The following is a 16,675-nucleotide window of genomic DNA, read 5'->3' as shown; positions in this document are numbered from 1 at the left end:
TCAGAAGGCGACTAGACGACCGGACTTCTTCTTGCGTTTGGTGATGCCTGCGGCAACCGCGTCAGCGCGGCATTCGTAGGCGAGAGTTGCCGCCATGGCGGCGTCGATCTTTTTGGGTGACTTGGGGTGTTCCTTGCCAATGCCCATGTGGTTGCGGCCCATCGGCCTGCGCTTCGCGTTCAGCACGTGGCGGGTCAGCGTGGCGCCCAACTTCGACCACGTCGCCTCGTCGTCGTCCGCTTTGGCCGTGCCGGCGAAGCTCAGTGCCTTGTCGTCGACGGCCTCCACGAAGCGGTCAAGCGCGTGTTCCATGGCCGTGGGGCGGTTGGTCCACCACTCCAAGGGACGCGACTGTACGGCGCTGATCTGGAGCCCTTCGGCGTACTCCGACGTCCACTTGTCCACGTAGTCCTGCCAGTGGGGCGGGTCGCAGTAGAAGCCGCAGACCTCGTAGACGTCGAAGGCGCGGGCAACGGCGTTGTCGACGGCTTCGCGGTCGACTTGCCAGCCTTCGCCTTCGTGTCCTTCGGGCTTTTCCCAGACTCCAAGGAGTTGAAGATGGCCGTCAGACACGCGGCAGGCGACGAGCGCCGTGGCGTCGTCGCGGATCGAGCCGTCAAAGCCCAGGGTGACGAGGTCACCAGGCTGGAGCTGCTCCGGTCGGCGGCAGAGTTCCCACGCGTCCGGCTCCATCCACGAGTCGGAGGTGGAGGTTCGGGAGTTCAGGAAGTACCGCTTGCCGTCCGCGGAGTCGTTGCGCAGGTCGTAGAAGTCGTCAACCAGCGTCTCCAGGTCCATCCACTCCATGGCGTCGCCGTAGGAATCGATGAGGGCTGACCGGAGTTCGCTCTCGTCTTTCAAGTTCTTGCAGACACCGTAGCGGTGGTCGTAGAGGAGTCGAGCGCGACCGCGCTTCTTCTTCCCCTCGCGGATGGCCTCCGCTTCCTCGTAGGTGCGCTCAGCGACGGAGTCTTGCCCCGGGGCAAACATGGTGGTTGTTTCCAAATACCAAGTCTGCGCCCCCTTCTTCCGCTTGCGCAGGTTTCGGGTCACCGTCGCGTACATACGCCTCAATTCCGGCGTGTTGTACAAGTGCGTCTCATCAAAACAGACCCACGTTTCCTTGCCGCCATCCTTCGAGGAGCTGGAGGCGGTCGACGGGGTGATTTCCCCGCCGTCGGGAAGGTTGATCTTGGTCAGGCCCGGGTCAACTCCCGGGATCTGCGACAGGGGCGACGCCTCGTCGGTCAGGTTGAAGTAGATGGTGTCGTAGACATTCCCGGTCTGGCCCTCCTCCGTCGCCATGATGCGGAGGTAGGGAACCTTGACTGGGCGGCCCATCGGCTCGCCGGGCTCGTAGATGTATTCGAAGCCGAGCCCCCAGGGGTCGCGGTAGACCTCCCCACCCTCAGCCCAGCCGGCGAAGCGGGAAGGGCCAAAAGCCTCGAAGAGGCCGATGCGGGCACCTAGGCCGGACTTGTCACAGCCCTTTGGGCGGGAGAAGAACGCGGAGTCGTAGAGCATCCTCCCGGCGTGCTCGTCGACCGCGTAGCAGTCCACGACGAAGCCGGTGTACTCGTCGCCGTGGCGTACGGGCTCGCCCTGGACGTCGCCAGGGCCGTGAACGACGAAGTACTCCATCCATGCGACCGCCATCCACCCGAGAGAGCGGGAGCGGTCATGACCGGGGGCGCGCACGGTGACGTGCGGCACTCGCGGTCTCCTAACCGGTCAGGCGGGCGCGACGGGAGTTGATGTCCGTCACTCCGTCAGGGCGCTGTGCGGGCTTCTGGGGGCCTGCGGTGGGGTTGTCGACCTTCAGCTTCAATCTCGCCCGGTCCTCCGGCGTAGCGCCGAACTTGGCCGCTCTGAGGCGCACTTCAGAGGCGAACTCCCAGCGCCCCTTGGCCCACATCGTGTGGTGCATCAGGGCGGTGTCGATGAGGAAGTCCCAGTCGGTGTCGACGAAGGTCTGAGCCATGGGCGACGTGCGCCAGGACTCCCACCACGCCTGAGTGCGCGGGTGCCACTCGACGACTTCGCCAGTCTTCTCGTCGACGCCCAGAACGCCGTCAGGGAGGTCGGGACCGCGGAGTTCGTCGTCAGCGGTGACGACCGTCTCCGGTTCCGTGGCATTGCGTCTGCGGCGCTTCGACGGGTCCTTGGGGGCTGGTCCGCGGCCGGCCATCAGAAGGTACTCCGCTGCGTCAGCACGATCGTGGCGCATGTGGCGCACCCGAAGTGCGCAACAGCCATGCCCGGAGTCTTCAGCGCGTTGCGAAGGGCCGCGTCGAACGACGTGCGCAGATCGTCGTGAAAGTCTTCAGCGTCCTCTACGTCGTACCGCTTGCCTTCGATCTCGCGAGCACGACGAACGCTACCTGCGGCTGCCCGCCTACGGGCAGCGAAACCGTCTAGCGACGAGCCGAAGGAAAGGTCGGTCGTCATTCGAGTACCTCCCGGGTAAGAACGGCCGTGCCGTCCCCTGTCGGGAGCTAGCGAGCCGTCAGCTTGGCAACCACCGCGGAGAGGTCCGCGAGGATGGACGGGGAGGAGCCATGTCGGCGCCCCGTCATTGCGATGTACCGGCCCGTGCCGTAGATCTCCACGGCCGTACCGTCGGGGCGTCGGATACGCCGTCCCTGTCGGACGTAGGCGCGGCCCCAGATGTGCAGGCCATCGCCGGACGGGGAAACCTCTACGTAGGTGGCTCCCGCGTCGCGGAGGATGGCGGAGGCCCACGGGGCGAGTTGCCCGGTGAGCGGGTTCATGCAGTGGTCCAGGTCCAGGCACATGACGTCGTCCTCGTCGGAGAGGACGAAGCCCAGACCGACGCCGACCGTCGAGGCGGTGGCGTCCTTGTACGTGCTCCAGGTCGTCGGGTCCGTCGAGGACGCAGCCATGCCAGCCGACGTCAGCGGGACCTTCGCCGCGGAGCGTCGGACCCACCTGTCGCGGGTCGTCAGCTCTCGTGGAGTGGCGTCGTTCTTCGCCGCGCGGTGCGCAGCGACACGGCAACGAGTCGAGCAGAAGCGCGCCCGGTGCGAGTGCCTCGCGCCGAGATGCTCCGAGCAACGCTCGCACTTCCGTGTGTTCATGGGTGCCATTCTAGTGCGGCCGGTAACGGTAAAACAAGCTCTGAGCAGGGGCTTTGTAATCCACTGAATGACTGAGGCGCTGTATGCCCGCCTGCCGTTTCGGGGTCCGGATCAGTCCAGGAGGCCGGCGCACGGCCCTCCACAGGGCGCCTGTGGACGCCTCGCCCACATCCCCCAGACCCGTACAGACCGCGAGACCCAGCACCTTAACGGTGAGCAAGGCGGCCCGGAGGGGTATACCCCCCTGGGGTAGGGGCTAGTCGATCTTCGAACCGAAGCCGGCCCGGGGCTCTCGACGATCACCGTCAGCGTGCTCGCCTCTGATCTCCAGGCGGCTGGGCACGAGCGTGAGCGTGACCGTCGTGCAACGTCGATCAGTTCCAACGTTGATCTTTGGTGTCTTTGCAAGTCTTCCAACATCAACACCATTGATGATCACTCGTGTGATGCTGACGCCTTGCTCGCCCGTGTCGTCTGCCTCCTCCAGCACCACGTGTGCACCTGCCATGCCTAGTCCTCCAGGGCTGGGTGTGTGGGCTTGGGCCGGTCTATGCGCACGCGTGTAAGGGCTGCTGCGGTGCCGCCTTCACTGGCACTCTTACGTGCGTGGCACCACGTGCACAGGGCCCGTAGGTTGGCCATGCTGTGGTCATCACCAGGGACTATGTGGTCTACGTCTGTGGCCTCAGCCCCACACAGGCGCCCGTCAGAGAAGGGCATCTGACACAGGCCCTTGTCCCTGCGCAGGACACGGCGTCGCAGTGCGGCCCAGTTCCTCGGAAGGCGGGCCTTACGTGTACTTCCTGCCCACGCCATTGCGCCTCCTCGGCCTGCACCCATGCCTTACGCTGTGGGCTCCGTGTGGCCAGGGAGGGCCACTGAGTAATGGGGGGATGCGCTATGCGCGCCTACATTCGCCATGCCGTGGTGCCGGCCGTCGCACTGCTAGCCGTTCTGGTGGCGGGGTGTTCTGACGAGGGCGGGTCCGACGATGCCGCTCCAAAGCAAGATCCGGCGTCGGAAGTCCCGATCGACCCCGCGGACTTGCCGTCGCAGGCGCCTTCGTCTTCCGCACCCTCCGCCCCGGTTCTGAAAATCGGGGAGTCGGGGGAGTTCGAGACGGGGGAGGTCGATGACAACGGGACGTACAAGGCGACGTCGAAGATGTCGGTCACGGCCGTCAGCGCGAAGTACGCCGACCAGACCCCGATCTATGGGGAGCCAGACAACGGTCAGTACGTCGAGCTGACGCTCACACTAAAGAACATCGGCGACGCGCCAGGCCGGTTCGCGTCGTACGGGATGATGCGCTGGGAGGACGACCAGACAGCCACTCAGGACGCGTCGTCGCTTGCGGGCGTAGGTGAGGGGCCCGATCTCGACACCACGTACAAGCCGGGCCAGTCAGTCACCGGAACGCTCGTGCTGGACATCGTTAGGAAAGGCGGCACGGTGAGCTACGTCGGCTCCGACGACCCGTGGGCCGACAAGCCAGCCTTCTCTGTCGAGTTGCCGCAGTCCTGAAACACGTCAGCCCCGCTCCCGGGTTAGGTCCTCCGGGGCGGGGCGTCGCTGGGGTTGCTACGCAGCCGTTAGGTACTCGACGGCTGCTCGAAGGATTTCGGTGTCGTCCCGAAGACTGCCAATGCCGACATTGCACAGGTCGCACAGCAGTCCACGCACGCACTCACCACAGCTCTTCGACCGCTCGGGACAGCAAGCGTGGTCATGGTCGACAGCTAGCTCCTTCCCTCCCGGGTTCGTAGCCTTGCAGATGGCACACACGCCACCCTGCTCCGCCAACAAATCATCGTACTGAGCGCCAGTAATGCCGTATCGGTACCACAGCCGACGGTTACGCACGCACCGCGGACAGTGCGATTGGCGTCCGTCGGCCGTGCTCCTGTTGAGGGTAAATGCGCCCTCCTGGAGCCACTGGCCACAGCCCCGGCACTGTTTGCGGCCCTGCTCGTCGCGGAACCGTGGTCCGCGCTGCTCACGGATGACCATCAGTGCTCTCCCGGCCGCTTGGTGACGGTAGTGGCTACTGCACAGCCCGCGCGCTCTGAGTGGTCTACCGCAGCCGTCGAACGAGCACTCTCGCGAGTCACTCACGTCATCCACCCCTGGAAACGACGAGCAGCCCCACGGCTCAGGGGGACCGTGGGGCTGCTCTAGGCGCTGGGAGCTACCCGGCGCCTGCTTATGTGGTTGTTCCTCGTCCTCCACGCCCTGAGTTCCGTGCGGAGGGAAGTCTGTGACGAGCCGTCGCGGACGGGATTTGAACCCGCACCCACCGGAGACACAGCCCCGGCGCTCTGCCTGATTGAGCTACCGCGCAAACCTGCGCATGGCTCCGGCTCGTCGGTGGACGCCGCGCGTTGCAGTGGGTGTCACCCCGCCGCGTCCTCTGTCCCGGGACAAGGGTCGCTGACGAAGCGTCCGTCCGGGTACAGCAAGAATCCCCCGCGAGCCGGCGTGTGGCTAGCACGTCTCAACGTCACGGGTTAAGCACGCTGGTGACTCCGGCCGGAGCCCTGGCGTGCGTCGTAGTCGCGACGGGATTTGAACCCGCGGTCCCACCCTTCGCCCAACTGCCGGACGGGTAAGGATCTTGGCAGTGTCACTCCTTCGGCCTCTCGGAGCACGCGACCACCTCCCCGCCGTCCGCCCCCTGGGCGTCGACGGGAACCCTAGGACGGCCGGACCGCTGCAACCAGGCTGCGACGTGGGAGGAGAGTGCCACGGAGCTACTGGGAGCGGTGCCGGCCGTCAGGACAGGAGTCGGGGCCGCACGCCATTCGCTACGGCTCGCCTAACTACCTGTCTACCCTTGTTATGTCGTATGACTTCCTGTTTGGATCAAGTACAAACGATCATGTGCGCCTCCACGTACTCCGCCGTCCGAATGATCAGCTCTGCGTCCTCGTTGAAGTGGGACAGACCCGTGTTGCAGCTCGTGCACAGAAGCCCGCGGACACACGTCCCGCAGGCTGGTGTCGTGGCGCAGCATCGGTGATCGTGGTCGACCGACAGCGACCGTCGCCCCGGCTCCCTGCGGCACACTGCGCACGATCCTCCCTGTGCCGCCACCGTCCGCGCGTACTCCTCGTCGGTGAGTCGGAACTTCGGCCACCTGCGCCCCCTGGGTTTGGGAGGCTCCGCCGGCACACGTCGCGGAGGCTGCGCGCTCCAGAACGTCAGGTAAGCCGCAGCCGCACGCAACATCTCGGGCGAGTCCTGAAACCGTCCAAGGCCAACGTTGCACCGGTTGCACAGCAGCCCGCGAACACACCTGCCGCAGGAGCGAGGCACCGGACAGCACCGGTGATCATGATCGACAGTCAGGTCTCGTCCTGACGAGTCGCGCTGCCCACAGAGGCCGCACACGCCTCCCTGAGCCTCCACCAGCGCCGCATAGCGCTCTGGGGTCACGTGGTACGTCGCGAAGCGCACACAGCCCTTGCAGCGGGGCTGTAGGCCGTCAGCCTGGACAGGCGACGCCGCGTATGCGCCAAGTTCCTGCCACGTCAGGCACACAGAACACTGCTTCCGCCCCTGAGCATCCCGGAGCAGTGCCGCACCCCGGGGACGTCGCTGGGCAATCGGCGTCGTCCTCCCCCACCGCTCCATCTGACGCTCGTGGCGCCCGCAGAGCCCCGACGAGCCGACCGCCGGGTACTGACACCCGTGGCCGGCTGCGCACACGCGTGCAGTGGCGCCCCGCTTGAACGTCGTCTTCGGTTCGGGCCGCTCCAGGTCCCGTCGCAGACGTCCCAGAGCATGCCCGGGGCACCACTGCCCCGCGATCACGGCTGGCTCCGTGCACTCTCCCTGTCGGCACACCGGCCGCCCCGTCCAGTCCTCCGTGCCGAACACCGACACCACCTCCTACAGGAGTTGTGTCGTAATCGGGGCCAGATGTGACGCTGGACGTCGAACGGGATCCGCCTCGTCCTCCGCGGGCGCCGTGGCCAGACTTGGCCAAACATGCAAACTAACCCCCTATTTTCATTTTCTTCTAACGCGCATAGAGAGAAAATGAAAAAGGCGGTTAGTTCGACACTTTGGCACCTGGATTGACCACTAGAGCTACCCAGGGTGACATCTGGCCCGTCGTCGCTAACTGTCCGCAGTTATCCACAGAAGCCTGTGGAGGACGAGGCGTGCGCCGACGTCGATGGAGCGAGCGACGACGGGCCAGGGCGTTATCTACTTGTTACCCTCCTCCGGCTCCCCCTCCGCGTCTGGTGCCCCGACGGACACCCATTTGATCTTCAGTCGGTCGCTGATCGGACGTCGGTCGCCCTGCCCGGTCGACGGGAGTAGCTCCATCTCGTCGACTGCGCACCGGATCAACATCCGCTTGTCGCCCAGCGTTGCCGCGTGCCACGCCTCCGCGAGGAGGACGCCGTCGAGGAGCGGGGTCAGGTCCGTCTGACGTCGCAACTCCGTCAGCTCCGCCTTCAGCGCGCTCAGTTGCTCCGCCAGTGCCTTGCTCAGCGACGCGTACCGGTCGCCCTTCATCCGTCCGTGGACGAAGTAGGCGTCGTCCAGCTCTGACGAGCGCCGCTCTGCGTCGTCCAGAGCCGCGGACACGTGCTTCCTGCGCTCCTCCTTCTCCGGGTCCTGGTAGGCGTACCAGCGCTGTGCGATCTCGTGGAGAACGGGGTCCTCAGGGTCCAGGGCGGACACGTGGGTCACCCAGAACTCCCCCATGGCCTCGTCGACGCGCGACGCCTTCGTCCGGACCCCGAAGCACGCCGCCGGACCGCCCTCCATCCGCGTCCGGCACCGGTAGGAGTCTCCCCCTGACACCATGCCCACCTTGCAGTGCGGGCAGCGCATGATGCCCGTGAGGAGCTTGCCCGGGGACTTGACGCCATGGCGCCCCTTGATGCCCCGCACGGTCCGGCTGCTGAAGTAGCTGCGGATGGCGTACCACTCCGTCAGAGAGACGACTCCGGTGCCGCACGAGACGGGATGCCCGTCGGCACCGACGAGGGGTTCGGCCTTCCAGCCCCACTTGTCGATGGGGTTTCCGTACTCGTCTGTCTTCCGCTCCCGGTACGGCACGAGCCCCGCCCACAGAGGCGACTGAGCCATGCGGCTGATGGCGTTGGCGGACCAGTGCCGGCCCGTCCGAGTCTTTTCGCCGTCGGCCGTCAGCCGATGGGCGACAGTCGTTGCCGGATCTCCCGCTAGGAGCGCCTCCGCGATCTTTCGCGCCGTGGGATATTCGACGGGGTTCGGTCCGACCTTTCCTTCCCCCACGAACTTCACACCGAAAGGCGGCTTGCCGCCCGGCGCACGTCCCAGGATGCGGTGTGAGTCGAGGCCGATCTGAACTCGCAGTGCGATGTCCTTTGCCTCGTCCCTGGCACGCTCCGAGAGAATGGCGAATACGATGCGCCCGCCCTTTGAACTGTCAAGCCCTTCCGATGTCGAAACGAGGCGCGCCCGGCGCCGGTCCAATTCGTCGAGCAGTCCCCCGACTTCCCCCATTCCCCGGCGGTCAAGACGGTCCGTCTTCCAGACTTCGAGCGTCTTGGAGCGGCCAGCCAGTACGGCCGCTTTGGCGTTCTCGAATTCGTCCCGGCGGATGTGTGCCTTGCTTGCACTGCGCTGCTCGAACCAGACGTGACGGATCTGGAGTCCCTCCGCACGGTTGTACCTGACGATGTCCCGCAGGTGCCCGCGGAGCGTTGCCAGGTCTTCGCGCTTCTTCGACCGGCGCAGGTACACGTCAGCCAGCTCCGACGGCTCACCCACCGCCGGCTTGTCGAGCCCCAGCTCCGCCAAGTCCTCGTCTGTGAAGCCGAGTGCGCGCAGCTCTTCAGCGTCTTCGCGCTCCATGCCACCCCTACCATGACTAGTGCCTCCCCTCCGCCCAGAGTACATGGGGAGTTACCCCACATCACCCCGGCGATCGAGATCCCGCGACTGGGCTGACCGCGCCGGGGCTCACCCGCCCGGTCCCGGACCGGACTCGATGACCACCACGCGGGCCCAGTCGGGCGGTGGGTCGGGGACGTACTCGGGGTCGTCCTCGTCCCAGGACCCGCCCGCCCGCTCCCGGGGGAACAGGCCCACCACCGTCCGGCAGGCCGGCCGCGTCCGCGGCCAGGGTGTCTGCCCGTCGGTCAGCACCACGACGGCGTCCGGCGCGGGACGCGTTCCGAGCGCCTTCGCGAAGCCGGTGCGCAGGTCCGTGCCACCGCCGCCCACCAGCGGGATCCCCTCGGTCCGGCACAGGGAGTGCGCGAGGCGGGCCGCCGCGTCGCACGGCACCACGCTGACCAGGTCGCGACGGCCGCCGACGGCGCGGACGATCGCGGCGACCTCCAGGAGCGCGCTGCCCAGCTCGGCGTCGCTGACCGATCCCGAGGTGTCGACGACCACCGCGACCCGGGGCGGTCTGCGCCGCAGGCTGGGCAGCACCACACCGGGAGTCCCGGCCGAGCGGCGCGACGGCCGGCCGTACGTGTAGTCCTCGCCCGCGCCGCCCGAGGAGGTCGCCGAGTGGACCGCCGCCCCCAGCAACTCGCGCCAGGGCTGCGGCGGATGGAACACGTTCTCCGCCCACCGCCGCCAGCCCTTCGGGGCGCTGCCCGGGCGGGCGCTGATGCCGCGTGCCACCCGGAAGCGCACCGCGTCCCGTTCCTGTTCGCCGAGTCCGTCCGCGCCGTCCGGTCCGAGGTCCCACTCCGTTCGAGGCCGTCGGCCCCGCTGCCGCAGTCCAGCCAGGCCAGACTCTCGGTGAGCCGCCCGAGCCGGAACTGGCGCAGGTAGTCCTCCATGAGCTGCCCCTCCGGCAGTTGCAGGAATTCCGGGTCGACCGCGCCCTCGGGGCCGACCAGTCCGTCGCCGAACACGTCGTCGTTGATCTCGCAGTCCGCGGCGATGTTCATCCGCAGCCGTTCCGCCCGGCCGGTCAGCCCGCGCTCGCGTGCCACCCGGTCGCTGCGCCCGTGGTGGTCGCGCAGCAGGTGTGAGACCTCGTGCACCCAGACGCCGGCCAGTTCCTCCACCGGTGTGCGGTCCACGAAGACCGGCGAGGCGTAGCACCGCCAGTACCGGTCCACGGCCATCGTCGGCACCCCGCGCGACGGCACGACGTGCAGGGCGAACAGCGCCGTGGCCAGGTAGGGCCGGGCCCGGGCGGCGTGCAGCCGGGCGGCGTAGAGCTTGTCGGGGTCCATCCGCACCCGGCCCGGCCCGGCCGCGTCCGTGCGCGACGTCGGCTTCACGGACTTCACGGCCTTCATCGGCCCGTCTTCGCGGTGTCCGCGAGCCGGGCCGCCGCGCGGTCGGCCGCGCGGTCCGCGCGGCGGGAGAGGGACATGGCTCCGGCGAGCCGGTCGATCGAGGCCGGGACGTCCCAGTCCTGCTGCCGCAGCGTGGCGAGGGTCGTCGCCGGGACCACCACGACGTCCGGCGCGCCGGTCTCCGTCGCCCGGGCCAGCAGCGCCCACGCCGCGTCCCACCGGGACTTCTCCGGCCGCTTGCGCACGGCGGCCACCACCCCGTCCAGCACGGCCTGGCGGAGGTCCCCCCGTTCGGGCAGTACGGCGCCCGCCGGATCGGCGAGCAGCGTCTCGGGGTCCGGCAGGTCCATCCGGTCCAGGCTCGCCATCAGTTCGAGACCGGGTCCGTCCCCGACGGTCCCCCGCACCAGCAGGGAGAGCACCTCCCTGGACGAGCCGGCCGCGGTCGCGAAGGCGATCAGGCACAGGGTCGTCTCCCAGCTCCGGGGCGACGGCCAGGCGCCGCCCCGGCGCGTCTCGCCGCTGGGCAGCCGGTGCACGAGCCCGGGGCGGGCGGTGAGGAACTCGCACACCGCCCGCCGCGCGTAGCCCACCGCCTCGCCCAGCCGGGCCGGGTCGAGGCTCGGCAGGGTCGCCCGGGGCCAGGTACCGCCGAGGCCCCGTACGACGACGTCCTGGTCGTGGGTCCACTGGAGATGGACGAACCGGTTGGCCAGGGGCGGGCTCAGCTCCCAGCCGTCGGCCGCCGAGGACCGCGGGTTGGCGGCGGCCACGATCCTGACGCCGGGCGGCAGCCGCAGCGCGCCGATCCGCCGTTCGAGGACGAGGCGGAGCAGGGCCGCCTGCACGGCGGGCGGCGCGGTGGACAGCTCGTCGAGGAACAGCAGTCCCCGCCCGGCTCGCACCAGGCGCACGGCCCAGTCCGGCGGGGCCATCGGAACGCCCTCTTCCGCGGGGGCGTCGCCGACGACGGGGAGCCCGGAGAAGTCGGACGGCTCGTGCACGCTCGCGATCACGGTGGTCAGCGGGAGGTCCAGGGCGGTGGCGAGCTGGGTGAGGGCCGCGGTCTTGCCGATCCCGGGCTCGCCCCACAGCAGCACGGGGAGGTCGGCGGCCACGGCGAGGGTGAGGGCCTCCAGTTGGTTGTCGGGCCGCGGTTCGGTGGTCGTGTCGCGCAGCAGCGTGAGCAGTTCACCGGCGACGTCGAGCTGGGAGGGCACGGCGGGGGTGTATGTCGTCATGTGTCATCACCTGGGAATCGGTAGGGGAAGAGGTTCTGCGCGGGAGGGCCGGGCGCAGGGGTGCGGCGCGGCAGGGACGTCGGCGGTCCCGGGGGTCAGTCGAAGGTGGCGTGGCGCGGGCGGGAGCGGCCCGTGCGGGGCCGGTGCCGGTCGGGACCGACGCCTCCCGGAGCGGGCTCGTCGAGGCCCGCGCGGAACATGCCGTGGGCGATCCGCCGCCGCGCGGCGGCCTCCAGGTCGTCCCGCAGGGCGCCGTCCCGCAGGCGGGCGGCGGGGCCCAGCAGACTCTCGACGACGGCGAGGGCACCGGCGGTGTCCCCGTGGTTGAGGCGTTCACGGATGTCGGGGAGGCACTGCGGACGCCGGTGCGCCGCGTCGATGACCTGGAAGCAGGGCAGCGGCGTGCCGGTCAGCGCGGCGAGCAGTTCCTCCCGGCGGACCTCGGCCGGATCGTGGTCCAGGGCCGCCAGCGCGCCGTCGACCAGGCCGATGCGGTGCCTGGCTCCCCGGCAGTCCACGATCCGCGGGCCCGCCACCGGGTCCGGTGTCGGAAACGGTGCGGTCGGCACCTGGCCCGGCATCAGTGCGGGGGCTACCAGCGGGTGCAGCCGGTCGGCCCCGATCGCTCCGGCGCGGACCAGTTCGAGGTCGGGCAGCACCCAGGTGGCGGCGTCGGGCAGCACCGGCAGCGCGGACGAGACGCCTCCCGCGGGCGCCGCGACGATCCGCGGAGCGGACGACGGCGTGCGGTCCCCGGCCGGTTCCAGGACCAGCCGCTGTCCGGCTCCCACCCGTACGACGACCGCCCCGGCACCGGTGCGTTCGACACCGGTGGTGTCCTCCCGTGTCCCCGCGCCCCCGGTCGCCCGCCCCTCGGCCCGGAGCAGGAGCCGCGCCTCGGCCTCCCACCGGTCGAGGGCCCAGCGCCGCCCGGGCGGCACCGTCACTCCCGCGCCCAAGAGTCCGGGCGGTGCTTCCCCGGGCGGTGGCAGGTCGGCGCCCGAGCGGACGCGCAGCTCACCGGTTCTGCGCGCGTCCCACAGGTGACGGTGCAGGTCGAGCCGGAAGCGCCGGCTGGGCCGGGGGTGCGGATGCCGTGCGGTACCGGCGAACCGGCCCGAACCGTCCCACAGCGCCAGGCTGATGCGCTGGCCGCCGTCCGCCCAGGCGGGCGGGGTACGGACGACGAGGTGCACCGGGCGTGCGCCGTCGCGGCCCTCGGTGTCGTACCGGGCCAGGGTGAGCGTGAGGCCCGGGCGCAGCAGCCCGTCCGGGGCGATCCTCGGCAGGTGCCAGCGCAGCAGGTCGGGAGCGAGGTGCCGCAGGTCGGCGCGGAGCCGGGAGGCGAGAGCGTGGCCGTGGACGCGCGCCGGTGAACGCAGGTCGAGGTCGACGTCGACGGCCGCGGCGGCGCACGCGCCCGCCCAGTCCCCGGCACGGCGGCGGGTGGTCGCGGTCTCGATCATGGAGGGCGGCACGGCGAACTCGCGCACGCGCTGCCAGAAAGAGAGGCGGGAGAAGGAGGGGCGGGAGTCGGAGTCCCCGTTCACGAGGTGAGTGGCCATCAGCACTCACCTTGCGCGGACGGGTCCCCCAATCTGCCAGAAGGAGGTGTAGTCATCGCGGGGAGCATAGCGTCGTCCGCTCGGGACCCGCCAGGTGTTTTCCCACGGCGGGGGCCGTCGCGACCGTTCCCGTGGCCCGCGCGCCGCCGACATAATGGCCGCGTGACCGCACCCTCCCCCCACGCCGGCTCAGGCGGCGCTCAAGCATGTTCCGTCGTCATAGTGGGCGCCGGTCCCGCCGGGCTGACCGTCGGCAACATCCTGCGCGCCGCGGGGGTCGACTGTCTGGTGCTGGAGACGGAGACCCGTGAGTTCGTCGAACGGCGGCCGCGGGCCGGGGTCATCGAGGAGTGGGCCGTGCGCGGGCTGGAACGGCGCGGGCTGGCGCGAACCCTGCTGGAGCGGGCGCAGACCCACACCGCGTGCGAGTTCCGTTTCGCCGGAGAGCGCTACCGCTTCGCGTACACGGAACTGACGGGACGTCACCACTTCATCTATCCGCAGCAGTTCCTGGTGACGGACCTGGTCCGGGAGTACGCGGACGTGCGGGGCGGGGAGATCCGGTTCGGCGTCCGGGGCGTACGCCTGCACGGTCTCGGGTCCGGGCGGCCGTCGGTGTCGTACACGTGCCCGGAATCCGGCGAACGCCGGGTGGTGACGGCGGACTTCGTCGCGGGCTGCGACGGCGCGCGCGGGGTGACGCGCGCCGCACTGCCTCCGGAGCGGGCCCGCCTCGCTCGGCACGACTACGGCGTCGGCTGGCTGGCGCTGCTGGCCGAGGCGCCGCCGTCCTCGGACTGCGTGGTGTTCGGCATGCATCCGCGGGGTTTCGCCGGGCACATGGCCCGCAGCCCCGAGGTGACCCGCTACTACCTGCAGTGCCCGCCGGGCGACGACCCGGCGAACTGGCCGCACGAGCGCGTCTGGGCAGAGCTGCGGGAACGGCTGGGCGCGGCCGGCGCACCGCCGCTCGAGGAAGGCCGGCTGATCGAGAAGCGCGTGCTCGACATGCACGGTTACGTGGTCGAGCCGATGGCCTTCGGGCGGCTCTTCCTGGCCGGGGACGCGGCGCACCTGACCGCGCCCATCGCCGCCAAGGGGCTGAACCTCGCCCTGCACGACGCCTTCCTGCTCGGCGACGGGCTGGTCGCGTCCCTGACGAAGGGCGACGACTCCCCACTGTCCGGCTACTCGGACACGTGCCTCACCCGGGTGTGGGACTACCAGGAGTTCTCCCAGTGGCTGGCCGAGATGTACCACGGCACGGCGTCGGGCGATCCGTACCGCGCGGGTGCCGCGCTGGCCCGGCTGCGCCGCCTCTTCGACTCGCCGGTCGCGGCGACGGAGTTCGCCGAGCGCTACCTCGGCGTGCGGACCACCGGCTGAGCGCCTCGCCGGCCGGGGACGGCAGGTCGCTCAGTCGTGCGGCGGCCGGTCGTCGAGCCGGTGGTCGGCCACGTTCAGCGCCTCGTCGACCAGGCGGCGCAGATGCCCGTCGCGCAACGAGTACACGACCCGGCGCCCCTCCTTGCGGGTGCCGACCAGCCCCGCCAGACGCAGGCGGGCCAGATGCTGGCTGACCGCCGGACGGGCCGCCCCGCAGGCCTCGGTGAGGGTGGTGACGTCGGCCTCTGCGTCGGTCAGGGCGTGCAGCAGGGTCAGGCGGGTGCGGTCGCCGAGCAGGGAGAGGATCTCGGCGGCGAGCGCGAACTGCTCCTCGCCCGGTGTGCGCGATTGCGCATCGTCCGCAGCTGACAGGTGCATGCGTGCGCTCATACGCACATAATGGCGTCGGGGACGGCGAACGTCCACCCGCCGCACCGGCACACAGAACGCCGGGACACCGGAAGGGACACCCATGAGCGACCCGCACCGGCACCACCGCCACGATCACCACCGGGACGGGCATCACCACGCCCACCCCGGCCCCTCCCCCTCGGCCGCCCGGTGGCGCCGGTGGGCGCACCGCCTCGCGCACCGGCTCGCCCCCCATTCCCACGAGAGCGCCGACAAGCTGGACCCGGCCCTGGAGTCCTCGGCCCGCGGCCTGCGCGCCCTGTGGGTGTCGCTGGCGGTGCTGGGTGCGACGGCGCTGGCGCAGGCGGCCGTGGTGGTGGTCTCCGGATCGGTGGCGCTGCTCGGCGACACGGTGCACAACACCGCGGACGCGCTGACCGCCGTTCCGCTGGGCATCGCCTTCGTCCTGGGCCGGCGGGCGGCCACCCGGCGCTTCACGTACGGCTACGGGCGGGCGGAGGACCTGGCCGGTGTCGCGATCGTCCTGACGATCACCGCCTCCGCGGTGTTCGCGGCGTGGACGGCGGTGGACCGGCTGCTCGACCCGCGCCCGGTCGCGCACGTGCCGGCGGTCGCCGTGGCCGCCCTGGTCGGCTTCGTGGGCAACGAGTGGGTGGCCCGCCACCGCATCGGCGTGGGCCGGGAGATCGGCTCCGCCGCGCTGGTCGCCGACGGCCTGCACGCCCGCACCGACGGCTACACCTCGCTGGCCGTGCTGCTGGGCGCGGGGGGCGCGGCACTCGGCTGGCAACTCGCCGACCCGGTCGTGGGGTTGGCGATCACGGCCGCGATCGTCCTGGTCCTGCGGGACGCGGCGCGCGAGGTGTTCCGGCGGCTGATGGACGCGGTGGACCCGGCGCTGGTGGACCGGGCGGAGCGGGTGCTGGACGGGGTTCCCGGCGTGCGCGGGGTGGGTGAGCTGCGGCTGCGCTGGATCGGGCACCGGCTGCGCGCCGAGGTCGCCCTGGTGGTGGACGGCGGGGCGACGGTCCGCGAGGCCCACCGCATCGCCGTGGCGGCCGAGCACGCCCTGCTGCACGCGGTGCCGCGGCTCACCGCCGCCCTGGTCCACGCGGACCCGGCGCCGTCCCCTGGCGAGGCGGATCCGCATCTGGCGATCGCCCACCACGCCTGAACCCGACGGTCAGGCGACGCCGAGCCCGTCCAGGACCTCGGCGCCGGGCAGCTCCGCGAAGGCCTTGCCCGGCACGAGCAGTTTGCCGCGCCGGCGTCCGCTGCCGACGAGGACGTGGGGCAGGTCGACGACGGCCGAGTCCACCAGCAGGGGCCAGTCGCCGGGCAGGCCGACCGGGGTGATGCCGCCGTACTCCATGCCGGTCTCCCCGGTGGCCGTGTCCATCGGCGCGAAGGACGCCTTGCGCGCCCCGAGGTGACGGCGTACGACGCCGTTGACGTCGACCCGGGTGGTGGAGAGCACCACGCAGGCGGCCAGGGTCGTGCCGCCGCCCCGCTTGCCGGTGACCACCACGCAGTTGGCGGACCGTTCGAGCAGCTCACGGCCGTAGTGCTCGACGAAGGTGGCGGTGTCGGCCCACTCCGGTTCGGTGTCGACGTAGAGGATCTGATCGGCCGGTACGGTGCCGCTCCAGTGGCGTACGGCGTCGGCGACCGGGCGGGTCAGCTCGTCGAGGCAATCCGGGGCGGGCGTGGCGCTGTCGAAGTTCCCGATGGGTGCGTGCATGGCG

Annotated in this window: 16 protein-coding genes, 1 tRNA gene and 1 pseudogene; 3 read left to right on the top strand and 15 right to left on the bottom strand. The window is 70.3% G+C overall.

The genetic code is table 11. The features are described 5' to 3' along the window. From BZZ08_RS17305 to BZZ08_RS17280, 6 genes are all read right to left on the bottom strand, one after another. Entirely contained in the window at positions 1–1,641 is a 1,641-nt protein-coding gene (locus BZZ08_RS17305) for a terminase large subunit (protein WP_241965495.1), read from the bottom strand. 82 nt (positions 1,642–1,723) lie between these two features. After that, entirely contained in the window at positions 1,724–2,188 is a 465-nt protein-coding gene (locus BZZ08_RS17300) for a phage terminase small subunit (RefSeq protein ID WP_104633131.1), read from the bottom strand. After that, positions 2,188–2,448: a hypothetical protein gene (locus tag BZZ08_RS17295; RefSeq protein ID WP_104633130.1), complete on the bottom strand. Its 261-nt coding sequence runs from the start codon at positions 2,446–2,448 to the stop codon at positions 2,188–2,190. The genes BZZ08_RS17300 and BZZ08_RS17295 overlap by 1 nt, the downstream gene beginning before the upstream one ends. 47 nt (positions 2,449–2,495) lie before the next feature. Then, on the bottom strand, positions 2,496–2,903 hold the full coding sequence (locus BZZ08_RS17290) for a hypothetical protein (protein ID WP_104633129.1): 408 nt from the start codon (positions 2,901–2,903) through the stop codon (positions 2,496–2,498). A 451-nt stretch (positions 2,904–3,354) separates the two neighbouring features. Further along, positions 3,355–3,606, bottom strand: coding sequence for a hypothetical protein (locus BZZ08_RS17285; RefSeq protein ID WP_104633128.1), 252 nt, complete (start codon positions 3,604–3,606; stop codon positions 3,355–3,357). Between the two features lie 2 nt (positions 3,607–3,608). Continuing rightward, positions 3,609–3,818 carry an HNH endonuclease gene (locus BZZ08_RS17280; RefSeq protein WP_241965494.1) on the bottom strand — a complete coding sequence of 70 codons (210 nt, stop codon included), beginning with the start codon at positions 3,816–3,818 and terminating at the stop codon, positions 3,609–3,611. A 180-nt stretch (positions 3,819–3,998) separates the two neighbouring features. On the opposite strand from BZZ08_RS17280, the gene BZZ08_RS17275 reads away from it, so the two are divergent. Next, entirely contained in the window at positions 3,999–4,622 is a 624-nt protein-coding gene (locus tag BZZ08_RS17275) for a DUF4352 domain-containing protein (protein WP_157953343.1), read from the top strand. 57 nt (positions 4,623–4,679) lie between these two features. Here the strand turns inward: BZZ08_RS17275 and BZZ08_RS40115 are convergent, their stop codons facing one another. The 7 genes and pseudogenes from BZZ08_RS40115 to BZZ08_RS17240 all read right to left on the bottom strand — a co-directional run bounded on the left by BZZ08_RS40115 (position 4,680) and on the right by BZZ08_RS17240 (position 13,172). After that, the gene (locus BZZ08_RS40115) at positions 4,680–5,108 is read right to left on the bottom strand and encodes an endonuclease VII domain-containing protein (protein WP_104633125.1); all 429 of its coding nucleotides are present in this window, start codon (positions 5,106–5,108) and stop codon (positions 4,680–4,682) included. Positions 5,109–5,648: 540 nt separating this feature from the next. Beyond that, positions 5,649–5,752, bottom strand: a tRNA-OTHER gene (locus BZZ08_RS38825). Between the two features lie 208 nt (positions 5,753–5,960). Further along, positions 5,961–6,731: an endonuclease VII domain-containing protein gene (locus BZZ08_RS40110; RefSeq protein WP_446750262.1), complete on the bottom strand. Its 771-nt coding sequence runs from the start codon at positions 6,729–6,731 to the stop codon at positions 5,961–5,963. A 579-nt stretch (positions 6,732–7,310) separates the two neighbouring features. Further along, a complete protein-coding gene (locus tag BZZ08_RS17255) occupies positions 7,311–8,954 on the bottom strand; it encodes a recombinase family protein (RefSeq protein ID WP_198601541.1) in 1,644 nt (547 codons plus the stop codon). Positions 8,955–9,062: 108 nt separating this feature from the next. Further along, positions 9,063–10,300, bottom strand: a pseudogene (locus BZZ08_RS17250) (vWA domain-containing protein). A gap of 62 nt (positions 10,301–10,362) precedes the next feature. Continuing rightward, a complete protein-coding gene (locus tag BZZ08_RS17245) occupies positions 10,363–11,607 on the bottom strand; it encodes an AAA family ATPase (protein ID WP_104633123.1) in 1,245 nt (414 codons plus the stop codon). Positions 11,608–11,702: 95 nt separating this feature from the next. After that, the gene (locus BZZ08_RS17240) at positions 11,703–13,172 is read right to left on the bottom strand and encodes a hypothetical protein (RefSeq protein WP_104633122.1); all 1,470 of its coding nucleotides are present in this window, start codon (positions 13,170–13,172) and stop codon (positions 11,703–11,705) included. A 162-nt stretch (positions 13,173–13,334) separates the two neighbouring features. Between BZZ08_RS17240 and BZZ08_RS17235 the strand changes: the two genes are divergently transcribed. Next, entirely contained in the window at positions 13,335–14,558 is a 1,224-nt protein-coding gene (locus BZZ08_RS17235; RefSeq protein WP_104633121.1) for a 4-hydroxybenzoate 3-monooxygenase, read from the top strand. A 30-nt stretch (positions 14,559–14,588) separates the two neighbouring features. Here the strand turns inward: BZZ08_RS17235 and BZZ08_RS17230 are convergent, their stop codons facing one another. Further along, complete coding sequence (locus BZZ08_RS17230; protein ID WP_198601540.1) at positions 14,589–14,948, bottom strand: ArsR/SmtB family transcription factor; 360 nt, start codon at positions 14,946–14,948, stop codon at positions 14,589–14,591. An 82-nt stretch (positions 14,949–15,030) separates the two neighbouring features. Between BZZ08_RS17230 and BZZ08_RS17225 the strand changes: the two genes are divergently transcribed. Next, complete coding sequence (locus tag BZZ08_RS17225) at positions 15,031–16,104, top strand: cation diffusion facilitator family transporter (protein ID WP_104633119.1); 1,074 nt, start codon at positions 15,031–15,033, stop codon at positions 16,102–16,104. Between the two features lie 9 nt (positions 16,105–16,113). Here BZZ08_RS17225 and BZZ08_RS17220 read toward each other — a convergent pair whose 3' ends face one another. Then, on the bottom strand, positions 16,114–16,671 hold the full coding sequence (locus tag BZZ08_RS17220; RefSeq protein ID WP_104633118.1) for a YbaK/EbsC family protein: 558 nt from the start codon (positions 16,669–16,671) through the stop codon (positions 16,114–16,116). Between the last annotated feature and the right edge of the window lie 4 nt (positions 16,672–16,675).

Source organism: Streptomyces sp. MH60 (assembly GCF_002939385.1).
GTDB lineage: Bacteria > Actinomycetota > Actinomycetes > Streptomycetales > Streptomycetaceae > Streptomyces.
The sequence above is the reverse complement of the archived record's forward strand: the minus strand, read 5'-3'. Positions and strand labels throughout refer to the sequence as shown.

What these genes read in the sequence shown, in the direction of transcription:
- BZZ08_RS17305 (WP_241965495.1), bottom strand. Translation starts at nt 1,641, where the DNA reads ATGGAGTACTTCGTCGTTCACGGCCCTGGCGACGTCCAGGGCGAGCCC.
- BZZ08_RS17300 (WP_104633131.1), bottom strand. Translation starts at nt 2,188, where the DNA reads ATGGCCGGCCGCGGACCAGCCCCCAAGGACCCGTCGAAGCGCCGCAGA.
- BZZ08_RS17295 (WP_104633130.1), bottom strand. Translation starts at nt 2,448, where the DNA reads ATGACGACCGACCTTTCCTTCGGCTCGTCGCTAGACGGTTTCGCTGCC.
- BZZ08_RS17290 (WP_104633129.1), bottom strand. Translation starts at nt 2,903, where the DNA reads ATGGCTGCGTCCTCGACGGACCCGACGACCTGGAGCACGTACAAGGAC.
- BZZ08_RS17285 (WP_104633128.1), bottom strand. Translation starts at nt 3,606, where the DNA reads ATGGCAGGTGCACACGTGGTGCTGGAGGAGGCAGACGACACGGGCGAG.
- BZZ08_RS17280 (WP_241965494.1), bottom strand. Translation starts at nt 3,818, where the DNA reads ATGCCCTTCTCTGACGGGCGCCTGTGTGGGGCTGAGGCCACAGACGTA.
- BZZ08_RS17275 (WP_157953343.1), top strand. Translation starts at nt 3,999, where the DNA reads ATGCGCGCCTACATTCGCCATGCCGTGGTGCCGGCCGTCGCACTGCTA.
- BZZ08_RS40115 (WP_104633125.1), bottom strand. Translation starts at nt 5,108, where the DNA reads ATGGTCATCCGTGAGCAGCGCGGACCACGGTTCCGCGACGAGCAGGGC.
- BZZ08_RS40110 (WP_446750262.1), bottom strand. Translation starts at nt 6,731, where the DNA reads ATGGAGCGGTGGGGGAGGACGACGCCGATTGCCCAGCGACGTCCCCGG.
- BZZ08_RS17255 (WP_198601541.1), bottom strand. Translation starts at nt 8,954, where the DNA reads ATGGAGCGCGAAGACGCTGAAGAGCTGCGCGCACTCGGCTTCACAGAC.
- BZZ08_RS17245 (WP_104633123.1), bottom strand. Translation starts at nt 11,607, where the DNA reads ATGACGACATACACCCCCGCCGTGCCCTCCCAGCTCGACGTCGCCGGT.
- BZZ08_RS17240 (WP_104633122.1), bottom strand. Translation starts at nt 13,172, where the DNA reads ATGGCCACTCACCTCGTGAACGGGGACTCCGACTCCCGCCCCTCCTTC.
- BZZ08_RS17230 (WP_198601540.1), bottom strand. Translation starts at nt 14,948, where the DNA reads ATGAGCGCACGCATGCACCTGTCAGCTGCGGACGATGCGCAATCGCGC.
- BZZ08_RS17225 (WP_104633119.1), top strand. Translation starts at nt 15,031, where the DNA reads ATGAGCGACCCGCACCGGCACCACCGCCACGATCACCACCGGGACGGG.
- BZZ08_RS17220 (WP_104633118.1), bottom strand. Translation starts at nt 16,671, where the DNA reads ATGCACGCACCCATCGGGAACTTCGACAGCGCCACGCCCGCCCCGGAT.